The organism is Vibrio ziniensis (assembly GCF_011064285.1).
GTDB lineage: Bacteria > Pseudomonadota > Gammaproteobacteria > Enterobacterales > Vibrionaceae > Vibrio > Vibrio ziniensis.
Genome location: NZ_CP049331.1, coordinates 847,627 through 867,852, shown reverse-complemented (window position 1 = coordinate 867,852; position 20,226 = coordinate 847,627). Strand labels below are relative to the sequence as shown.

20 protein-coding genes are annotated in these 20,226 nt (G+C 43.3%); 18 read left to right on the top strand and 2 right to left on the bottom strand.

What is annotated here, in order from left to right:
• The first annotated feature begins 67 nt into the window (after positions 1 to 67).
• The 4 genes from G5S32_RS03950 to lnt all read left to right on the top strand — a co-directional run bounded on the left by G5S32_RS03950 (position 68) and on the right by lnt (position 4,170).
• Positions 68 to 1,171: a PhoH family protein gene (locus G5S32_RS03950; RefSeq protein ID WP_165310589.1), complete on the top strand. Its 1,104-nt coding sequence runs from the start codon at positions 68 to 70 to the stop codon at positions 1,169 to 1,171.
• Complete coding sequence (gene ybeY / locus G5S32_RS03945; RefSeq protein ID WP_165310588.1) at positions 1,171 to 1,635, top strand: rRNA maturation RNase YbeY; 465 nt, start codon at positions 1,171 to 1,173, stop codon at positions 1,633 to 1,635. The genes G5S32_RS03950 and ybeY overlap by 1 nt, the downstream gene beginning before the upstream one ends.
• A gap of 70 nt (positions 1,636 to 1,705) precedes the next feature.
• Positions 1,706 to 2,605, top strand: a complete 900-nt coding sequence (gene corC, locus G5S32_RS03940) for a CNNM family magnesium/cobalt transport protein CorC (protein ID WP_165312702.1) — start codon at positions 1,706 to 1,708, stop codon at positions 2,603 to 2,605.
• A gap of 41 nt (positions 2,606 to 2,646) precedes the next feature.
• The gene (gene lnt, locus G5S32_RS03935; RefSeq protein ID WP_165310587.1) at positions 2,647 to 4,170 is read left to right on the top strand and encodes an apolipoprotein N-acyltransferase; all 1,524 of its coding nucleotides are present in this window, start codon (positions 2,647 to 2,649) and stop codon (positions 4,168 to 4,170) included.
• A 237-nt stretch (positions 4,171 to 4,407) separates the two neighbouring features.
• Here the strand turns inward: lnt and G5S32_RS03930 are convergent, their stop codons facing one another.
• Complete coding sequence (locus G5S32_RS03930) at positions 4,408 to 4,878, bottom strand: zinc ribbon-containing protein (RefSeq protein ID WP_165310586.1); 471 nt, start codon at positions 4,876 to 4,878, stop codon at positions 4,408 to 4,410.
• Positions 4,879 to 5,000: 122 nt separating this feature from the next.
• Between G5S32_RS03930 and leuS the strand changes: the two genes are divergently transcribed.
• The 13 genes from leuS (at position 5,001) to G5S32_RS03865 (ending at position 17,928) form a co-directional block, all read left to right on the top strand.
• Positions 5,001 to 7,577: a leucine--tRNA ligase gene (leuS, locus tag G5S32_RS03925; RefSeq protein WP_165310585.1), complete on the top strand. Its 2,577-nt coding sequence runs from the start codon at positions 5,001 to 5,003 to the stop codon at positions 7,575 to 7,577.
• A gap of 106 nt (positions 7,578 to 7,683) precedes the next feature.
• Positions 7,684 to 8,316 (top strand): LPS-assembly lipoprotein LptE, encoded by a 633-nt coding sequence (locus G5S32_RS03920; RefSeq protein ID WP_165310584.1) that lies wholly within the window; start codon positions 7,684 to 7,686, stop codon positions 8,314 to 8,316.
• An 8-nt stretch (positions 8,317 to 8,324) separates the two neighbouring features.
• Positions 8,325 to 9,350 carry a DNA polymerase III subunit delta gene (gene holA, locus G5S32_RS03915; RefSeq protein WP_165310583.1) on the top strand — a complete coding sequence of 342 codons (1,026 nt, stop codon included), beginning with the start codon at positions 8,325 to 8,327 and terminating at the stop codon, positions 9,348 to 9,350.
• Positions 9,351 to 9,416: 66 nt separating this feature from the next.
• On the top strand, positions 9,417 to 9,734 hold the full coding sequence (rsfS, locus tag G5S32_RS03910) for a ribosome silencing factor (protein WP_042486474.1): 318 nt from the start codon (positions 9,417 to 9,419) through the stop codon (positions 9,732 to 9,734).
• Positions 9,735 to 9,736: 2 nt separating this feature from the next.
• Positions 9,737 to 10,207 (top strand): 23S rRNA (pseudouridine(1915)-N(3))-methyltransferase RlmH, encoded by a 471-nt coding sequence (gene rlmH, locus G5S32_RS03905; protein WP_165310582.1) that lies wholly within the window; start codon positions 9,737 to 9,739, stop codon positions 10,205 to 10,207.
• A 6-nt stretch (positions 10,208 to 10,213) separates the two neighbouring features.
• Positions 10,214 to 12,100 (top strand): penicillin-binding protein 2, encoded by a 1,887-nt coding sequence (gene mrdA / locus G5S32_RS03900; protein ID WP_165310581.1) that lies wholly within the window; start codon positions 10,214 to 10,216, stop codon positions 12,098 to 12,100.
• Positions 12,097 to 13,218, top strand: a complete 1,122-nt coding sequence (gene rodA, locus G5S32_RS03895) for a rod shape-determining protein RodA (RefSeq protein ID WP_165310580.1) — start codon at positions 12,097 to 12,099, stop codon at positions 13,216 to 13,218. The genes mrdA and rodA overlap by 4 nt, the downstream gene beginning before the upstream one ends.
• Positions 13,218 to 14,009 carry a septal ring lytic transglycosylase RlpA family protein gene (locus G5S32_RS03890; protein ID WP_165310579.1) on the top strand — a complete coding sequence of 264 codons (792 nt, stop codon included), beginning with the start codon at positions 13,218 to 13,220 and terminating at the stop codon, positions 14,007 to 14,009. The genes rodA and G5S32_RS03890 overlap by 1 nt, the downstream gene beginning before the upstream one ends.
• A gap of 84 nt (positions 14,010 to 14,093) precedes the next feature.
• Positions 14,094 to 15,269 (top strand): serine hydrolase, encoded by a 1,176-nt coding sequence (locus G5S32_RS03885; RefSeq protein ID WP_165310578.1) that lies wholly within the window; start codon positions 14,094 to 14,096, stop codon positions 15,267 to 15,269.
• A 120-nt stretch (positions 15,270 to 15,389) separates the two neighbouring features.
• Positions 15,390 to 15,668, top strand: coding sequence for a DUF493 family protein YbeD (gene ybeD, locus G5S32_RS03880; protein ID WP_102940236.1), 279 nt, complete (start codon positions 15,390 to 15,392; stop codon positions 15,666 to 15,668).
• A gap of 193 nt (positions 15,669 to 15,861) precedes the next feature.
• Entirely contained in the window at positions 15,862 to 16,524 is a 663-nt protein-coding gene (lipB, locus tag G5S32_RS03875; protein WP_165310577.1) for a lipoyl(octanoyl) transferase LipB, read from the top strand.
• 3 nt (positions 16,525 to 16,527) lie between these two features.
• The gene (gene lipA / locus G5S32_RS03870) at positions 16,528 to 17,493 is read left to right on the top strand and encodes a lipoyl synthase (protein WP_165310576.1); all 966 of its coding nucleotides are present in this window, start codon (positions 16,528 to 16,530) and stop codon (positions 17,491 to 17,493) included.
• 105 nt (positions 17,494 to 17,598) lie between these two features.
• Positions 17,599 to 17,928, top strand: a complete 330-nt coding sequence (locus G5S32_RS03865; RefSeq protein ID WP_165310575.1) for a hypothetical protein — start codon at positions 17,599 to 17,601, stop codon at positions 17,926 to 17,928.
• Positions 17,929 to 18,011: 83 nt separating this feature from the next.
• Here the strand turns inward: G5S32_RS03865 and glyA are convergent, their stop codons facing one another.
• Positions 18,012 to 19,262, bottom strand: a complete 1,251-nt coding sequence (gene glyA, locus G5S32_RS03860) for a serine hydroxymethyltransferase (RefSeq protein WP_165310574.1) — start codon at positions 19,260 to 19,262, stop codon at positions 18,012 to 18,014.
• 347 nt (positions 19,263 to 19,609) lie between these two features.
• On the opposite strand from glyA, the gene G5S32_RS03855 reads away from it, so the two are divergent.
• Positions 19,610 to 20,209: a YitT family protein gene (locus G5S32_RS03855; protein ID WP_165310573.1), complete on the top strand. Its 600-nt coding sequence runs from the start codon at positions 19,610 to 19,612 to the stop codon at positions 20,207 to 20,209.
• Positions 20,210 to 20,226 lie beyond the last annotated feature (17 nt).

The window sequence follows — 20,226 nt, the reverse complement described above, 5'->3', positions numbered from 1 at the left end:
GCTAAAACAGTCATAAGGTGTCCGGTCCAAATCGGGCACCTTAATATGACCATACTGAGAGGCTAATTTGAGCAATAAAATTGTTACCCTAGAGATCAATCTCGAACCTTCTGACAACCGCCGTCTAGCCAGTTTATGCGGTCCTTTCGATGACAATATCAAGCATTTAGAACGTCGTTTAGGCGTTGAAATTAATCACCGCAGCCAGTTTTTTACCATTGTTGGTAAGCCTCATACTACTGCTGCAGCACTTGATATAATCAAATCACTTTATGTTGATACCGCACCAATTCGTGGTGAAATTCCAGATATTGAACCAGAACAAATTCACCTTGCGATAAAAGAATCCGGTGTGTTAGAGCAAAACACTGATGTAGCTGAAGAATTCAGTCACGGCAAAGAAGTGTTTGTAAAGACCAAAAAAGGCGTTATCAAGCCGCGCACTCCAAACCAAGCACAATATCTGATGAATATGGTTACTCATGACATCACATTTGGTATTGGACCTGCTGGTACTGGTAAAACTTACCTTGCGGTAGCGGCTGCGGTTGATGCTCTTGAACGTCAAGAGATTAGACGTATTCTGCTTACTCGTCCTGCTGTAGAGGCCGGTGAAAAGCTCGGTTTCCTACCGGGTGACCTAAGTCAGAAAGTCGATCCTTATCTACGTCCTCTTTACGATGCTCTATTTGAAATGTTGGGTTTTGAACGCGTTGAAAAGCTGATTGAACGCAACGTGATTGAAGTAGCACCATTAGCATACATGCGCGGTCGTACTCTAAATGACGCATTTATCATTCTCGATGAGAGCCAAAACACCACTGTCGAACAGATGAAAATGTTCCTGACTCGTATTGGTTTCAACTCACGCGCAGTGATCACTGGTGACGTGACTCAGATTGACTTACCTCGTGGAGCGAAATCTGGTCTTCGTCATGCGGTTGAAGTATTAAGCGAAGTAGAAGAGATCAGCTTTAACTTCTTTATCGCCGATGATGTTGTTCGTCACCCTGTTGTCGCTCGTATTGTTAACGCATATGAAAAATGGGAAGCGCAAGATCAAAAAGAGCGTAAAGAGTATGAAAAACGCCGTAGAGATGAGCGTGAATCAAAATTGCTCGAAATGCAAAAAGAAGGGCTTAGTGAATCAATTAAAGAGTCTGATCAATAATGGGCATTGCACTCGATTTACAGTTAGCTGTCGAAGATGAAAACGGTTTACCCAGTGAAGAGCACTTTGTAACTTGGCTTGAAGCAGCGATTACTCCATTTCAGCAACAGGCAGAAGTGACTATACGCATTGTTGATAGTGAAGAAAGCCACCAGCTAAATATGGATTATCGCGGTAAAGATAAGCCAACTAACGTTCTTTCATTCCCGTTTGAAGCACCTCCGGGGATGGAGCTGGATCTGTTAGGTGATCTGGTCATTTGCCGCCAAGTTGTTGAACAAGAAGCCAGTGAACAGAATAAACCTCTGTTAGCACATTGGGCGCATATGGTTGTACATGGGAGCCTGCATCTGTTAGGTTATGACCATATCGAAGATGACGAAGCCGAAGAGATGGAGTCACTCGAAACTGAATTGTTGCAAAAACTGGGTTTTGACGACCCATATTTAGCAGAAAAAATGTAAAGATAAGAGCGTATTAATCTTATCTTTGTTGGTGAGCTATCACACTTTGATAGCGTTAACAATTAGAGAAATAATGGAAGACAGTTCGCCCCCTTCTAACGAAGGTAAAAAAGAAAAGTCTGAAGGTCCGAGTAGAAAGTCCTTCTTTGAACGCCTGAGTCAAATGTTTCAGGGAGAGCCGAAAGATCGCCAAGAGCTGGTAGATGTAATTCGTGACTCTGAAGTAAATGACTTAATTGACCACGATACCCGCGACATGCTCGAAGGTGTTATGGAAATTTCAGAGATGCGAGTCAGAGATATTATGATCCCTCGCTCTCAGATGGTCACAATTTCACGTACCGATAATTTGGATACGTTGATTGCACTTATCACCGATGCACAGCACTCCCGTTACCCGGTGATCAGTGAAGATAAGGACCATGTTGAAGGCATTCTACTTGCGAAGGACTTACTCAAGTATTTAGGTTCCAATAGCACCCCTTTTGATATTGAAGAGGTGATACGCCCAGCAGTCGTCGTACCGGAAAGTAAACGAGTAGACCGTTTATTAAAAGAGTTCCGTGAAGAGCGCTATCACATGGCGATTGTAGTGGATGAATTCGGCGGAGTTTCTGGTCTTGTAACCATCGAAGATATTCTAGAAGAGATTGTCGGCGAAATCGAAGACGAAACAGATGACGAAGAGCAATTAGAGATTCGTAAGCTTAGCAAGCACACTTATGCTGTTAAAGCACTTACGACCATCGACGATTTTAACGATACTTTTAAAACGCAATTCAGCGACGATGAAGTTGATACCGTCGGTGGTATGGTAATGACAGCATTTGGTCATTTGCCTACCCGTGGAGAAGTGGTTGAAATCAGCAATTACAGCTTTAAAGTCACCGCAGCAGATAGCCGTAGGGTAATACAGCTTCAGGTAACCATTCCAGATATGGAATCTCTTCCTGAAATAGCTGAAGAATAATTCTTTTTTGTCTCTTAACTAAGAGTCTATAAAAATAGCAGATGAATAATATCTTGACTCATCGCCTAATGCGGCCGCTTGCGGCCGCTTTTGTTGGCGCTTTAACCACTCTATCATTCGCTCCTTATCAAATTTGGCCACTTGCTTTCATCAGCCCGGCTATACTGCTACTTCTATTAAACAAACAATCCGCAAAAAAAGGGGCTTGGATAGGCTACTGCTGGGGAATAGGACAATTTGCAACAGGTATCAGTTGGGTTCATGTCAGTATCGATACCTTCGGTGGCATGCCCAAGATAGCCAGCGTTTTTTTGATGGTATTATTAATTGCTTATCTGGCCATCTATGCAGCTTTGTTTGGATGGACAATAAATCGATTTTTCCACACAAGTAATCGTATGCGATTGCTCGTTGCAGCCCCAATACTCTGGATAATCGGTGATTGGCTCAGAGGTTGGGTTATGACTGGCTTCCCATGGTTATGGTTAGGATATAGTCAAATCGACAGCCCGCTCGCTAACTTTGCACCAATAGGTGGTGTAGAACTCCTTACTCTACTCGTTTTAATCTGTTCGGGTTGTTTGGCTTATTCATTTATAAGCAAATCTTGGTCGACACTCGCTATTCCAGCCATTGTTTTTGCGACAGGCTATGGTCTTAACGCTGCGCAATGGGTTACTCCTCAACCTCTACGTTCAACTAAAATCGCCTTAATTCAAGGAAATATTGATCAGGCATTAAAATGGGCGCCATCGCATCGTTGGCCGACCATCATGAAATATACAGATTTAAGTCGAGAAAACTGGGATGCGGATATCATCATATGGCCTGAAGCCGCAGTGCCTGCTTTTGAATATGAGCTACCTTCTTATCTAAAAAGCCTTGATGAGCTCGCTCGAATGAATAATAGCGGTATCATTCTGGGAATCCTCAACCAAAATGAAAATAGAGAATTCTACAACAGTATATTAGCCGTTGGGGGTACTCATGACGCAGAGTACAGCTACGATGTTTCGAAACGTTATAATAAACATCATTTGCTACCATTTGGTGAGTTTGTGCCATTTGGCGACATACTCCGACCTATAGCACCGTTTTTTAACTTACCGATGTCTTCCTTTAGCAGAGGTAGCTTTGTTCAAAAAAACATCCGTATTAGTGGGCATACATTCGCCTCTGCACTATGCTACGAAATCATTTTCAATGAACAGGTGAGACAGAACGTCAACGAAGACACTGACTTTATACTCACACTTTCTAACGATGCTTGGTTTGGTAAATCGATTGGTCCATTGCAACACATGGAAATTGCTCGAATGAGAGCATTGGAAATGGGGAAACCCGTCGTGCGCTCAACCAACAATGGCGTTACAGCAGTAACCGATTACCAAGGACATATCATAAAGGAACTGCCACAGTTTGAGACTGGGGTACTTAAAGTAGATATGATTCCTACTCGTGGTCAAACACCTTACCATTGGTACGGAAGCTGGCCACTGTATATCTGGGTGTCGCTGGGATTAATCGCATGTGCTATCAACCAAAGAAAGCACCCATCAGAATGATGATATACACCAAGTAAAAGAGCCCTAAGGGCTCTTTTGTTATTTTAGACTCTGTCTTGGTTATACCAATTTCACTATTAAGCTGTTCAGTATCAGACAATGAGCAGCGAACGCAAACACTCACTTATGGTTTAATAAGAACTCCACCCAAGGAGCTCCACCTAGCCTTCCATGGCTCGGAGGATTTGCTTATCGGTACTCAATGTCTATTTGAATAGGACATTAATATGATTGGTATTAAGGTTTAAGTGGTAAACGACCAAACACTTTATTGCCACAATGAATACAAGGGGCAATCTCTGAGGGGTGATTATATTGCACCTTATGGCCACAGCTTTCACACACCAACACCCCAAGTCCTATCATATCGCCGGCTTGGTATAACCCTTGATGCTCTAAGTCCTGAAACAATTCCACCCACTCCACTTTGGTTCTGTCCGTGATATCGAGCAGCCCTTGCCAAATAGAGTCTGCAATCATCAGGTAAAAAGGGCCACTTTTGCTCTCTTCATAACTTTCAGCGAATTCCTTCAAATCCGATTTAACATATTCAGATATAAGGGATAATTCATCCTTGGTTAAATCATTAGCCGCACTGACAATTTTGCCAGAAGTCTCCATAATATGACTGACTTCCTCACGGCTATGCTTGAGAGTTTCAACGACATCTTTAAGTAATGCTTCATAACCAGATTTTTGTTTTGGCATAAGACCTCTCTTTCAAATCGGATTGGCTATTGTTGTGCTGTGCTCCTTTATGTATTCTATGTCGATCTAAAAGAGTCTGTTCAAACTGAACTCACAAATTCCAAGAGAACCGGATATCATCGATGCAAGAGCAATACAACCCGCAAGATATTGAACAAAAAGTTCAACAGCACTGGGATAACAACAAGACTTTCGTTGTAAGTGAAGACCCAAATAAAGAAAAATTCTACTGTCTGTCTATGTTTCCATACCCAAGTGGTCGACTGCACATGGGTCACGTTCGTAACTACACCATCGGTGATGTTGTTTCTCGCTTCCAGCGCCTGCAAGGCAAGAACGTTATGCAGCCAATTGGTTGGGATGCGTTCGGCCTGCCAGCAGAAAATGCTGCAGTAAAAAACAAGACAGCTCCAGCTCCTTGGACATACGAAAACATCGAATACATGAAAAACCAGCTTAAATTGCTAGGTTTTGGTTATGACTGGAATCGCGAATTCGCAACTTGCCGTCCTGAGTATTATCGTTGGGAACAAGAATTTTTCACTAAGCTTTACGAGAAAGGCTTAGTTTACAAAAAAACTTCTTCAGTAAACTGGTGTCCAAACGACCAAACAGTACTGGCTAACGAACAAGTTGAAGATGGTTGTTGTTGGCGCTGTGATACTCCAGTAGAACAGAAAGAAATTCCACAGTGGTTTATTAAAATTACTGCGTACGCTCAAGAGCTATTAGATGATCTAGACAAGCTTGATGGCTGGCCAGAAATGGTTAAAACTATGCAGCGTAACTGGATAGGTCGCTCAGAAGGCGTTGAACTTAAGTTCGAAGTGAAAGGCGAAGCTCAAGATCTCGAAGTGTACACCACTCGTCCTGACACACTAATGGGCGTAACGTACGTAGGTATCGCTGCTGGTCACCCTCTAGCAACAAAAGCAGCTGCGACTAACCCAGCGCTAGCAACTTTCATTGATGAGTGTAAAAACACGAAAGTTGCAGAAGCAGAAATTGCGACGATGGAAAAGAAAGGCATGGCAACAGGCCTAACTGCGATCCATCCATTAAACGGCCGTGAAGTTCCTGTTTATGTAGCAAACTTCGTACTGATGGATTACGGCACAGGCGCCGTAATGGCTGTACCTGCTCACGACCAACGTGACTACGAATTTGCAACTAAATACGGTCTAGACATCGTTCCTGTCATCAAACCTCTTGACGGCAGCGAGCTCGATGTCTCTGAAGCAGCTTACACAGAAAAAGGTGTACTGTTCGATTCAGGTGAGTTTGATGGTCTTGAATTCCAGGCAGCATTCGATGCTATCTCTGCAAAATTGGAAGCTGAAGGTAAAGGCACTAAGACAGTTAACTTCCGTCTGCGTGACTGGGGTGTATCTCGTCAGCGTTACTGGGGTGCTCCAATCCCAATGGTAACCACTGAAGATGGTCAAGTTCACCCTGTACCAGCAGATCAACTACCTGTCATTCTGCCTGAAGATGTCACAATGGATGGTGTAACCAGTCCAATCAAAGCAGATAAAGAGTGGGCAAAAACGACCTTTAACGGCGAGCCAGCACTACGTGAAACCGATACATTCGATACCTTCATGGAGTCTTCTTGGTATTACGCTCGTTACTGTTCTCCACAAGCAGATGACATCCTAGATCCAGAAAAAGCGAACTACTGGCTACCTGTAGACCAATACATCGGTGGTATTGAACACGCGTGTATGCACCTACTTTACTCACGTTTCTTCCATAAATTGCTACGTGATGCGGGTTATGTAACTTCTGATGAACCATTTAAACAGCTACTTTGCCAAGGCATGGTATTGGCTGATGCTTTCTTCCTAACTAACGAGAAAGGCACAAAAGAGTGGATCTCGCCAACAGAAGTAAAAGTAGAACGTGATGGTAAAGGTAACATTACTTCAGCAGTAGACAACCAAGGTCGCAGCGTTGAACACTCAGGCATGATCAAAATGTCTAAGTCTAAAAACAACGGTATCGACCCTCAAGAGATGGTTGATAAATACGGTGCAGATACAGTACGTCTATTCATGATGTTCGCATCACCTGCTGATATGACGCTTGAATGGCAAGAATCTGGCGTTGAAGGTGCAAACCGCTTCCTAAAACGTGTTTGGAAATTGGCTCGTGAACACTCATCGAAAGGTGTAGCAGTAGCCGTTAATGCAAGCGCACTAACCGCTGACCAAAAAGCACTTCGTCGTGATGTTCATAAAACTATTGCGAAAGTAACGGACGATATCGCTCGTCGCCAAACGTTCAACACTGCAATTGCAGCTATCATGGAACTGATGAACAAGCTGACAAAAGCGCCACAAGAGTCAGAGCAAGATCGCGCAATTCTGGATGAAGCTGTAAAAGCAATCGCACTGATGCTCTACCCTATTGCTCCACACATCTGTTTTGAAATTTGGGCTGCGCTAGGTAAGTCAGATATCGATAGTGCAACATGGCCAACATTCGATGAAGCGGCATTAGTTGAAGATGAAAAGCTGATCGTTGTTCAAGTAAACGGTAAGCTACGCGGTAAGTTAACGGTGTCGGCTGATGCGACTAAAGAGCAAGTTGAAGCACTTGGTCTAACTGACGAAAACGTAGTGAAATTTACTGAAGGTCTAACCGTACGTAAGGTTATCTACGTTCCTGGTAAGCTACTTAATATCGTAGCGAACTAATTCAAACTCACGTTGTCTGTAAACAGGGCATTACGCCCTGTTTACTTATGTTAGCGTATAAACCATTGTGCTCTAACATAAGTGATCTTAAGAGAATAATAAGCCCATGCGTTTCACATGTTCATCTATATTGAAATTGTCACTGATTTTCCTCTCTGCAACCCTATTAAGTGCGTGCGGCTTTCATCTGCGTGGCGATTACGATATACCTGATGAATTAAGTAAACTTTCAGTTACTAGTTACGATCAGTACAGTAGCTTTACACGTATCGTAAATCGTCAGTTACGTATGAATGAAATTGAAATCGTTCAACCTGCTGACAATGTGCCAAATATTCATTTGATCAAAGAAGGGACAAGTACTCGGACCTTATCCCTATATCAAACAACTCGAGCTGCAGAAAAAGAACTTACGCTGTTAGTATCTTACCGAGTGACCATTCCACAAATTGGTACTAAGACATTTTCGACAAGCGTAACTCGCAGCTATCTAGATAACCCGCTGACAGCACTCGCTAAGTCAGTAGAACGTGACATGATGGAAGATGAGATGCGCAAGCTTGCGGCAACTCAAATTGTTCGTCAAATGGCACGACTAAAAGCTTCAATTCAGGCGGGTACTATGGACGAAAAGGCGGATAGCAAAGAGTCTGATAAGGCACAGAAAGCTAGCGAAACTTACCAGATCGATACTATCGAAACTCATTTAGAGCCTTCTGCTCAAACGAAAACTGAGTAGTCAAAGCAATGAGAATCTATGCCGATAAACTAGCGGATTCATTACAGAAATCGTTATTACCCGTTTATCTCATATTTGGTGGTGAACCCTTACTAACTCAAGAGTCAGTCAAAGCAGTAGAAAAAAAAGCGCTTAGTGAAGGTTTTGAAGAAAAACACCATTTCACGGTCGACAACGGCTTAGATTGGACACAAGTCTATGATTGCTGCCAATCTTTGAGCCTATTTTGCAGCAGACAGATCATTGTATTAGAGATTGCTGAGGCTGGCCTTAACGCTACTTTATCTAAATCTCTGGCAACAGTAGCAGAATACCTTAACCCAGACATTGTCCTGATTGTGATTGGCAACAAACTGACTAAAGCTCAAGAGAGCGCCGCTTGGTTTAAAACGCTGATTGCGAATGGTTGTCTGGTCAATTGTTTAACACCCGATTTATCTCGTCTACCTCAGTTTGTAATGACACGTTGTCGCTCCCTAGGTTTGAGTCCCGATGCTGAAGCGGTTCAAATGCTCGCTCAGTGGCATGAAGGTAATCTTTTTGCATTGATGCAAAGTTTGGAGAAACTGGCTCTCAATTATCCAGATGGCCAATTAAACCTTATTCGTCTCCAAGAGTCGTTAGATAGACACAACCATTTCACGCCATTCCACTGGATGGATGCACTACTAGAAGGCAAAGCGAATCGAGCTCAAAGAATTTTAAGACAACTTGAAGCAGAAGCTGTCGAGCCAATTATTTTGATGAGGACTTTGCAGAAAGAGCTATTACTGCTGCTACAAATGAAGCAGCAACTCAACACCTTGGGAATCGGTGCCGTATTTGATAAGCATCGAGTATGGCAGAATAAACGTCCGCTGTACTCTGCGGCTCTGCAACGACTATCAATCAATAAATTGCAGAACCTTATTCGGTTACTTGCTCAAACTGAAGTCTTGGCTAAGACTCAATACGAGCAGCCTAGTTGGCCACTTATCAATCAATTAAGCGTAGAGTTCGCCGTTCCTCAGGCAAACATCCCTTTGCCAGTGTAAACAGTGTTATACTGCGCGGCTAAATAGTAAAAATTGTACCAATAGACCATTTCAGAGGAATACCCCTTGCAACGCGAAGAATTAAATACCTTTCTTGCAGACAAAGTTGACGACATGAAAGCCGTTGACATCATCACTTTAGACGTACAAGGTAAATCAAGTGTGACTGATTACATGATCATTTGCACTGGCACTTCCAAGCGTCACGTTTCATCTATTGCAGACCACGTAGCGAGTGAAGCGAAAAAAATCGGTTTCGACCCACTAGGAATGGACGGTGAGAACGAAGGTGAATGGGTGGTTGTCGATATGGGAACAACCATGGTGCACGTAATGCAGGAAGAACAGCGTGAAATGTACCAATTAGAGAAACTTTGGAGCTAATGGTGAAAATTCAGCTTATTGCCGTAGGCACTAAAATGCCTAAATGGGTTGAAGAAGGCTTTCAAGAATACCGCCGTCGATTCCCCCACGATATGCCACTAGAGTTAGTTGAAATCCCCGCTGGCAAACGAGGCAAAAATGCTGATATTGCAAGAATACTGCAAAAAGAAGGCGAAGCTATGTTAGCTGCCGTGCCAAAAGGAAACAGAATTGTTACTCTCGACATCCCAGGCAAACGTTGGGATACAGAGGAACTAGCCGGACAGCTGGAGAGTTGGAAGCTAGATGCTCGAGACGTATCTATTTTGATTGGGGGACCTGAAGGTCTATCACCAGCCTGTAAAGCCGCCGCTGAACAAAGCTGGTCTTTATCACCTTTGACTTTGCCACATCCGTTAGTTCGCGTCGTAATGGCGGAAAGCTTATACCGGGCGTGGAGTATTACTGCCAACCATCCATATCACCGAGAATAGGCATCGATGTTACGTAAGAGTAACCCGTTTCGAGATTACATCGCTGAAGCACGGCTTTTCAAAAGCCGTGCTGTGGTATCTTTTATTGGCATAGTGTTGATGATGGGGATTCTTATCGCGAACCTCTACAACATTCAGATCAACCAATACCAAGATTATAAAACTCGCTCCAACGATAACCGCATTAAAGTGGTCCCTATCGCGCCAAACCGGGGACTAATCTACGATAGAAATGGACGCTTGTTGGCGGAAAACCGCCCTGTGTTTAACTTGGAAATCACTCCAGAGCAAGTTAAAGACATCGATGCTACGATTGCTCGCCTGCAACAATTCCTAGAAATTACACCGGAAAAAATTGCGGCATTTGATAAAGAGCGCCGTCATTCTCGCCGATTTAACTCAGTCCCTCTTCTGACTCAACTTACTGAAACTGAAGTTGCGAAATTCTCAGTGCAACAGCACAAGTTCCCAGGAGTAACCGTTACTGCAAGTTTAAAGCGCTACTACCCTTATGGAGAAGTTCTGACGCACGTTATCGGCTACGTTTCTCGCATCAATGATAAAGATATTGAACGACTAGAAAGAGATGAGCAAGTCGCTAACTACCAAGCAACAAGGGATATCGGCAAACTGGGTATTGAACGTTTTTATGAAAGCACTTTGCACGGTACCGCTGGTTACCAAGAAGTAGAGGTGAACAGTCGTGGCCGAGTAATTCGAACCCTTAAGTATGTGCCACCTATTCCTGGTCAAGATATCGTTCTAAACCTAGACATTGATTTGCAACTTTATGTTCATAAGTTGCTCGATGGGCGACGTGGTTCTGCAGTTGTACTCGATCCTGAAGACAATGGAATCTTGGCGATGGTTTCAAGCCCAAGCTATGACCCTAACGCCTTTGTTCACGGTATTTCTGGCAAAGATTACAGCAACCTTTTAAACGATAAAAATCGACCACTGGTTAACCGTACCACTCTTGGTATTTATCCTCCAGGCTCTACCGTCAAACCTTTTATCGCGGTATCAGCTTTGAAAGAAGGGGTAATTACACCGAATACTACTCGAAACGACCCAGGTTACTGGAAAATCCCGAACTCGACCACACGCCCATTCCGCGACTGGCTTCGCTGGGGCCACGGTAAAGTGGACATTATCAAAGCTCTAGAAGAATCGGTGGATACCTTCTTTTACCAAATCGCCTACGATATGGGCATTGACCGCCTATCTGACTGGATGATGCGCTTTGGTTTTGGTGATTACACTGGCATCGATATTTACGAAGAAAGTAAAGCAAACATGCCAACCCGAGAATGGAAAATGTCCCGTCACCGAACACCATGGTATCAGGGAGATACTATCCCTGTAGGTATCGGTCAAGGTTACTGGACAGCGACACCGATGCAAATTGCCAAAGCGACTTCGGTTCTGGTTCATGAAGGTGAAGTTTGGGCTCCGCATTTGCTGCGTTCAACCATCAACAATGGCGAAGAGTTCTCCCATCAGAAAGAGGCGGAATATGTCAGCTATCCTCCAATTACCGGAGTTCCTAATAAATACTGGGAAATGGCGACCGAAGGCATGTATTTGGTTAACCATGGTAAAAAAGGTACCGCAAGACGCGCTTTTCAAAATCTGAAATACAAAAGTGCTGGTAAATCTGGTACAGCTCAGGTATTCGGCTTGGCTGAAGGACAGGAATATAACGCAGACGAGTTGGCAGAACACTTACGCGACCACGCGTTGTTCACTGGATTTGCTCCTGTCGACAATCCACAAGCTATTGTCACTATCGTTTTAGAAAACGCAGGTGGTGGCTCGACCAACGGTGCTCCAGTGGTCAGACGCATTTTCGATCATATTATTTTGGGTGCCAAAGAGGACGACGAGCAATGAAACTGGATCCTTCAACAGGACAAAGCCGAGCTCTATTTGAAAGACTTCACATCGATCTGCCTCTGCTGATTGGTATTTTGGCCGTTTTTGGTTTTTCTCTCATGGTCATGTACAGTGCCAGCGGACAAAACATGGCGATGATGGATCGTCAGGCAATGCGTATGGTATTGGCGCTAACTGTCATGATTGGTTTAGCACAGATATCACCTCGAACTTATGAAAGCCTTGCGCCTTTGCTTTACTTCGCCGGTATTATTTTACTACTCGGGGTACTTTTTTTTGGTGAATCATCTAAAGGTGCTCAGCGATGGTTAAATTTAGGTTTTGTACGTTTCCAACCGTCAGAATTGCTCAAGTTGGCAGTACCTTTGATGGTTGCACGTTACGTCGGTAAGCGCCCACTACCATCTAATTTTCAAACCCTGATTGCATCAATCGTGATGGTATTGGTTCCTACTATCTTGATTGCTAAGCAACCTGACTTAGGTACTTCAATCCTGATTGCTGCATCAGGCATGTTCGTTATCTTCCTTGCTGGCATCAGTTGGAAGATCATCATAGCGGCTGGGGTCGGCGTGGGTGCCTTTATCCCTGTGCTATGGTTCTTCCTGATGCGCGAATATCAGAAAGTTCGCGTGCGTACACTTTTTAACCCAGAATCAGACCCACTAGGTGCGGGTTACCATATTATCCAAAGTAAAATTGCTATCGGTTCGGGTGGTATTTCGGGCAAAGGTTGGCTGCACGGTACACAATCTCAGTTAGAATTCCTACCAGAGCGACATACTGACTTTATCTTTGCAGTTATCGCCGAAGAATGGGGCATGATTGGCATCTTAGGTCTTCTATCCGTTTATTTGTTTATCATCGGGCGAGGACTCTATTTGGCAAGCAATGCGCAAACTGCGTTTGGCCGCATGATGGCTGGCAGTATTGTTCTTAGCTTCTTTGTTTACGTATTTGTGAATATCGGCATGGTGAGTGGCATTCTACCTGTAGTAGGTGTTCCGCTTCCTCTGGTCAGCTACGGTGGCACATCAATGGTTACCTTGATGGCGGGCTTCGGTATCCTAATGTCGATTCACACTCACAGAAAAGCATTTTCAAAGGCGACTTAATGAAATTGAAAGCGTTCTTTTTTCCGTTGTTAGTGTTGATAATCCTTGCTGGATGTTCGAGCTCTGGCGACCGCTATGACATTAAAGATGATGTTGCACCTAATGCACCTATATCAGTAGAGCACATTGAAGATGCACATCCTCAATATGAACCTTATAGCCGAGGTGGGAATAAAGATTACACGTTACGTGGTGCTACATACCAGATTGTTAAAAATACCGATGGTTTTAAAGAACAAGGGCAAGCCTCCTGGTATGGCAAGAAGTTCCATGGACACCTTACATCTAATGGCGAAATTTATGATATGTATTCAATGAGCGCAGCTCATAAAACACTGCCAATACCAAGCTATGTTAAAGTCACCAATCTCGATAACAATAAAACAGCCATAGTTCGAGTCAACGATCGAGGTCCATTTCACTCAGGTCGCATCATCGATTTAAGCTATGCAGCTGCATACAAATTAGATGTGATAAAAACCGGCACGGCAAACGTCGCAATTGAAGTTATTAAAGTGGATAAACCACTGACAACGATAGTTAAAAGTTCAGACCCTAGGTATATAATTCAGGTCGTTTCTTCACAAAATGAAGAAAGAGTGCGAACTTTATCGCAAAATTTGGGACAAAGTTTATCGGTACAAAGTTTTATTGATAGTGAAAGCGGTAGTCATAGAGTTGTTTTAGGCCCTTTTACTGACTATACGCTGACTCAAGAGACTCTAGAACGTGTAAAGTCCTTAGGTTACGAAACTGCATTTATTAAAAAGTACCAAGTTGCACAGCAATGACCATCCCCCAAGCCATATCGCCTCTGGTTTGAATGGTCGTTTCTGTTAAGATATACACAACCAACTAAATAACACGCATTTACCATGAAAAAATTGATTTTAAATTCTGTTCTGGCGTCGTCCGCTGCGCTTTCAACTCTTGTTTCATTCACAGCCGCAGCTGCACCTATTGTTATGCCAGACGCACCACAGATCGCCGCACATGGCTACGTTCTGATGGATTTTCATTCAGGTAAGATTCTGGCTGAAAAAGAGATGGACACTAAGCTATCTCCTGCAAGTTTGACAAAAATGATGACAAGCTATGTTATTGGACAAGAACTCGCGCGTGGAAATATTTCTGTTAATGATGACGTAGTCATTAGTAAAAATGCATGGGCTAAAAACTTCCCAGATTCATCTAAGATGTTTATCGAAGTTGGTACTACAGTAAAAGTAAGCGATCTAAACCGCGGTATCATTATCCAATCTGGTAATGATGCTTGTGTAGCAATGGCAGAGCACATTGCGGGTTCGGAAGACGCGTTCGTCGATCTGATGAACGCATGGGCAAGCTCATTAAAAATGACCAACACGCATTTCGCTAACGTACATGGTCTAGATGATCCAAACCTCTACTCAACACCTCATGACATGGCTTTGCTTGGTCAAGCTCTGATTCGTGATGTGCCAGATGAGTACGCTATTTACGCTGAGCAAAAATTTACTTACAACGGCATCACTCAATACAACCGTAACGGTCTGCTTTGGGATAAAAGCATGAACGTTGACGGCATCAAAACTGGCCACACTTCAAATGCAGGTTACAGCCTAGTAAGTTCCGCAACGGAAGGGAAAATGCGCCTGGTTGCTGTTGTGATGGGAACCAAAGATGCAAATGCTCGTAAATCAGAAAGCAAAAAGTTATTGAGCTACGGTTTCCGTTTCTTCGAAACAGTTGCACCACATAAGAAAGGCGAAACATTCGTTGAAGAACAAATTTGGATGGGCGACAAATCAACAGTTGCTCTAGGTGTCGATGAAGACACGTATGTCACTCTACCTCGCGGTCAGGCAAAAGATCTTACTGCAAGCTTTGTACTTGAAAAAGAGCTCAAAGCCCCAATTAAGAAAGGTGATGTCGTTGGTAAGCTTTACTACCAAGTAGACAATGAAGATGTTGCTCAATACCCGCTATTAGCACTTGAAGATGTGAATGAAGGTAGCTTGTTCAGTCGCCTATGGGACTACATTGTTCTACTATTCAAAAGCTTATTCTAATACCAAAGCGATTAGTTTTAAAAAGCCGCTTTTAGCGGCTTTTTTGTTCACTTGAGATCCACTTCGATAGGCTGTACTATTCGCACCGCTTAATCGAATGCCAAACTTGGAGTTTCCAATATGTTGACCATCAACTCTGATGCAAAATTGAAAGACCTGCTTGAGTTCCCTTGTTCTTTTACCTACAAGGTGATGGGACATGCTAAACCTGAATTACCAGAACTTGTGCTCGAAGTCATTCAACGTCATGCTCCTGGCGATTACAGCCCACGAGTTAAGCCAAGCGCAAAAGGTAATTATCACTCAGTATCTGTGACCATTACCGCAACATCAATTGTGCAAGTTGAAACCCTTTACAAAGAACTGGGTGATATCGAAATTGTTCGCATGGTTCTATAATCGGACTAATATCAAATAATTTAATATCAATTAAAATATTTTTGAAAGCAGCATAATGCTGCTTTCTTTATATTTATCACAACGTTAATAAAACACCACTTAAAACATGGTCAAAAAAATAACCGCGATGAGTAGTTCATCGCTCTCAAGACGTTTATAATCCCCCAAACTTTTTAACAACCACTGACGGAATATGACACTAGATAACCAGCTTGTTGTCAGACAATGGGGTCGTCGAGACTACCATCCTGTTTGGCAAGCTATGCATAAATTTACCGATCAGCGTGACGAAGATACTCGTGATGAAGTCTGGCTTGTTGAACACAATCCCGTATTCACACAAGGTCAGGCAGGTAAAGCTGAGCACTTACTTAATACTGGTGATATTCCGGTTGTACAGAGCGACCGAGGCGGTCAGGTGACCTATCATGGTCCAGGTCAGTTAGTGGCGTATTTTCTAATTAACCTAAGACGTAAGAAGTTAGGTGTTAGAGATTTGGTGACTGATATTGAGAATCTCGTTATTAACACTCTGAAAAATTACGATATTGAGTCAGCAGCACGCCCAGATGCACCAGGTGTCTATGTTGATGGTAAAAAAATTTGTTCGCTTGGACTTCGTATCCGCAAAGGCTGCTCATTTCATGGGCTAGCGTTAAATATAAATATGGACCTCTCCCCTTTCTTGCGTATTAACCCTTGTGGCTACCAAGGAATGGAAATGGTACAAGTGAGTAACTTAGGTGGCCCATCAGATATCCACCAAGTAGAAAAACAATTAATCCAAGAACTCGTAAAGCTATTTGGCTACGAGCATGTCGAATTCAGCACTGAAGCACCCTCAATCGGTAACTAAAGTATGAGCAAACCCATCCAAATGGAAAAAGGCGTCAAATACCGTGACGCTGATAAAATGGCACTGATTCCTGTTAAGAACATGCCTACAGAGCAAAAAGAAGTATTACGTAAACCTGAATGGATGAAGATCAAGCTGCCAGCAGACAGCCAACGAATCCAAGACATTAAATCAGCGATGCGTAAGAACAACCTGCACTCAGTTTGTGAAGAAGCGTCTTGCCCTAATTTGGCTGAATGTTTCAACCACGGTACTGCAACCTTTATGATTCTTGGCGCTATCTGTACTCGTCGTTGCCCATTCTGCGATGTTGCCCATGGCCGACCTGTAGCACCTGAAACTGATGAGCCGCAAAAGCTAGCTAAAACGATTAGTGACATGAAACTGAAGTATGTGGTTATCACCTCTGTAGACCGTGACGATCTACGTGATGGTGGGGCACAACACTTTGCTGACTGTAACCGAGAAATTCGCGCACTGAATCCGAACATTCGTATTGAAACTCTGGTCCCGGATTTCCGTGGTCGTATGGATATTGCGTTGGATCTGCTAAAAGACAACCCACCAGATGTCTTCAACCATAACTTAGAAACGGCTCCTCGTCTGTATCGTAAAGCGCGCCCAGGTGCGAACTACAAATGGTCACTACAACTGCTACAAAAATTCAAAGAGCAACATCCTGAGATCCCAACAAAATCAGGTTTGATGATGGGCCTTGGTGAGACCAAAGAAGAGATCATCGAAGTTATGAAAGACCTGCGTGATCACGGTGTGACTATGCTGACTCTAGGCCAATACCTAGCACCGAGTCGTCACCATTTACCAGTAGAACGCTATGTTCCACCAGCAGAGTTTGATGAACTAAAAGAAGTGGCTCTTGAGCTTGGCTTTACTCATGCTGCTTGTGGCCCATTTGTTCGTTCTTCTTACCATGCAGATATGCAAGCTCAAGGTTTAGAAGTTAAATAATAGAATAACTGGCTAAATGCGATAAAGGCGATATGTATCTTAAAAGGCATATCGCCTTTTTTATGGCTATAGTTAATCCATACAAATCGCAGAAGGACATTGATAATGGAGAACTCAGCCAAGTTTGCTTTCGTACTAGTGGCTGCAATAGCAGCCGGTTGCTCTTCCAATACACAAACTGACAATTATCGTGAAGCTTCTTTTGAACTTTGTAATACTGAAGTGGACGTTTATTCTGTGGGCGATGACGGACAAGTGCGTATCGTCTGCTCCGATGGTTCGAAGTTTGCCCTAGCAAGTGAAGACACTTTAGAAGTGATGCGTGAAATTAATATCGAATACTGCGACGGTGAAGGCTTAGGTAAGTTTACTGAAAGCAACAAATACTACATGTTCAAATGTAAGTCCGGCACGTTAATCAGTATGGCGAAGTAGAATCCATCATTGTTCTCTAGAGACGGAATAAGCAATCTAAAAAAAAGGCCTGCATTGCAGGCCTCTTAAGTATCATGTAACGATTATGCGTAAACAGGTAGACGCTTACAGATATCAAGCACTTTTTGTTTCGTTGCTTCGATAACCGCTTCATCGTTGATGTTGTCTAGAACATCACACATCCAGTTAGCTAATGCTTTTGCATCTTCTTCACCGAAACCACGACGAGTGATTGCTGGAGTACCAACACGGATACCAGAAGTTACGAATGGGCTACGAGGATCGTTTGGCACTGAGTTTTTGTTTACAGTGATGTTTGCTGCACCAAGTGCTGCATCGGCTTCTTTACCCGTGATGTCTTTGTCGATTAGATCAACAAGGAACAGGTGGTTTTCAGTACCGTTAGATACGATTTTGTAACCACGCTCTTGGAATTGAGCAACCATTACTTTCGCGTTCTTCACAACACGTTGTTGGTAAGCTTTGAATTCAGGTTCCATAGCTTCTTTGAACGCTACCGCTTTACCAGCGATAACATGCATTAGAGGACCGCCTTGGCCGCCAGGGAATACTGCTGAGTTCAGCTTCTTGTACATCTCCTCGCCAGCGTTTGAAAGAATCAAACCGCCACGTGGGCCAGCTAGAGTTTTATGCGTTGTTGTTGTTACAACGTGTGCGTGTGGGATTGGTGTTGGATATACGCCAGCAGCAACCAGACCAGCAACGTGTGCCATATCAACAAACAAGTAAGCATCTACTTTGTCAGCGATTTCGCGCATGCGTTTCCAATCAACGATTTGAGAGTAAGCTGAGAAACCACCGATGATCATCTTAGGCTTGTGCTCTAGAGCAAGTGCTTCCATCTCGTCGTAGTTGATTTGACCCGCTTCATCGATACCGTAAGGAATCACATTGTAGTGTTTACCAGAGAAGTTTACTGGTGAACCGTGAGTCAAGTGACCACCGTGTGCTAGGCTCATACCTAGAACAGTATCACCTGGATTTAAAAGAGCCATGTACACTGCGCTGTTTGCTTGTGAGCCAGAGTGAGGCTGAACGTTAGCATATTCACAACCAAATAGTTGGCATGCACGATCGATTGCTAGAGCTTCCGCTTTATCCACGTACTCACAACCGCCGTAGTAACGCTTGCCAGGGTAACCTTCAGCGTATTTGTTTGTTAGCTGAGAACCTTGAGCTTCCATTACACGCGGACTGGTGTAGTTTTCTGAAGCGATAAGTTCGATGTGCTCTTCTTGACGAAGAGTTTCTTCCTGAATGGCAGCGTATAGCTCCGGATCATAATCAGCGATGTTCATATCACGCTTAAGCATCTGTATCTCCTGACTCAGATTTGACTGAAAGTAGCAAAAAACCACACAACGACCAAAAGCAAACGTTTTCGTCACCGTAATATGGCGCGCATTCTACATAATTTGATTTATATCATAAAGCCCAAATTACAGAATTTATCATGCAGTTTTTTCATGTTGATTAACAATACTGCTCATCTTTAAAGCTTTTAAGATGAGTGTCTACATTTTCTTTACACAGTGTAAATTTGGAATTACATAGGTTTACCCTAATTTTTGTTCGCTAGCTACCGAAAAGATCGGGTTTTAATTAGTATCCACTTATTCTTTACCAATTACTTATTTTTTAGCAATTAATGGCATCTCAAATGGAAACACATTCACGGAAGGAAGACTGGGTAGCGATCTTCACTGGCACATTTATCGTGTCTCAAGGTTTATTTTTTCTCAAAGCCGCAAACCTGATCACCGGTGGAACTGCGGGATTGGCACTTCTTTTAACTCACATATTCCCTTGGAGCTTCGGTACACTGTACTTCTTCGTTAACGTGCCGTTCTATCTGCTCGCTTGGAAACGCTTCGGTGTGAAATTCTCTGTAAACACAGCAATCTCTTGTGGCTTGGTCTCTGTTTTTACCGATCACCTTTCGAACTTCATTGCCATAGAACATATTGATGCCGCTTACTGTGCTTTGGCTGGCGGCTTGTTAACTGGCTTAGGTATGTTGATTCTATTCCGCCACCGCTCAAGCTTGGGTGGTTTTAACGTGCTATGCCTGTTCATACAAGACAAATTCGGTATTTCAGTTGGTAAGACACAGTTAGTTTTAGACTGCATTATTGTTTTCGCATCTCTATTCTACTTAACACCATCGGTCATCATGTTCTCTATAGCTGGTGCTGTAGTACTAAATATCGTGCTTGCCATGAACCACAAGCCGTCTCGCTATTCGGTCAAATATATCTAATTTGACAGAAACTCATT

Coding starts and splice junctions, on each gene's coding strand:
- G5S32_RS03865 (WP_165310575.1), top strand. CDS start 17,599: ATGGAGAACTCAGCCAAGTTTGCTTTCGTACTAGTGGCTGCAATAGCA.
- G5S32_RS03920 (WP_165310584.1), top strand. CDS start 7,684: ATGCGTTTCACATGTTCATCTATATTGAAATTGTCACTGATTTTCCTC.
- G5S32_RS03855 (WP_165310573.1), top strand. CDS start 19,610: ATGGAAACACATTCACGGAAGGAAGACTGGGTAGCGATCTTCACTGGC.
- holA (WP_165310583.1), top strand. CDS start 8,325: ATGAGAATCTATGCCGATAAACTAGCGGATTCATTACAGAAATCGTTA.
- ybeD (WP_102940236.1), top strand. CDS start 15,390: ATGTTGACCATCAACTCTGATGCAAAATTGAAAGACCTGCTTGAGTTC.
- lipA (WP_165310576.1), top strand. CDS start 16,528: ATGAGCAAACCCATCCAAATGGAAAAAGGCGTCAAATACCGTGACGCT.
- G5S32_RS03930 (WP_165310586.1), bottom strand. CDS start 4,878: ATGCCAAAACAAAAATCTGGTTATGAAGCATTACTTAAAGATGTCGTT.
- G5S32_RS03890 (WP_165310579.1), top strand. CDS start 13,218: ATGAAATTGAAAGCGTTCTTTTTTCCGTTGTTAGTGTTGATAATCCTT.
- rodA (WP_165310580.1), top strand. CDS start 12,097: ATGAAACTGGATCCTTCAACAGGACAAAGCCGAGCTCTATTTGAAAGA.
- mrdA (WP_165310581.1), top strand. CDS start 10,214: ATGTTACGTAAGAGTAACCCGTTTCGAGATTACATCGCTGAAGCACGG.
- leuS (WP_165310585.1), top strand. CDS start 5,001: ATGCAAGAGCAATACAACCCGCAAGATATTGAACAAAAAGTTCAACAG.
- lipB (WP_165310577.1), top strand. CDS start 15,862: ATGACACTAGATAACCAGCTTGTTGTCAGACAATGGGGTCGTCGAGAC.
- glyA (WP_165310574.1), bottom strand. CDS start 19,262: ATGCTTAAGCGTGATATGAACATCGCTGATTATGATCCGGAGCTATAC.
- G5S32_RS03885 (WP_165310578.1), top strand. CDS start 14,094: ATGAAAAAATTGATTTTAAATTCTGTTCTGGCGTCGTCCGCTGCGCTT.
- lnt (WP_165310587.1), top strand. CDS start 2,647: ATGAATAATATCTTGACTCATCGCCTAATGCGGCCGCTTGCGGCCGCT.
- ybeY (WP_165310588.1), top strand. CDS start 1,171: ATGGGCATTGCACTCGATTTACAGTTAGCTGTCGAAGATGAAAACGGT.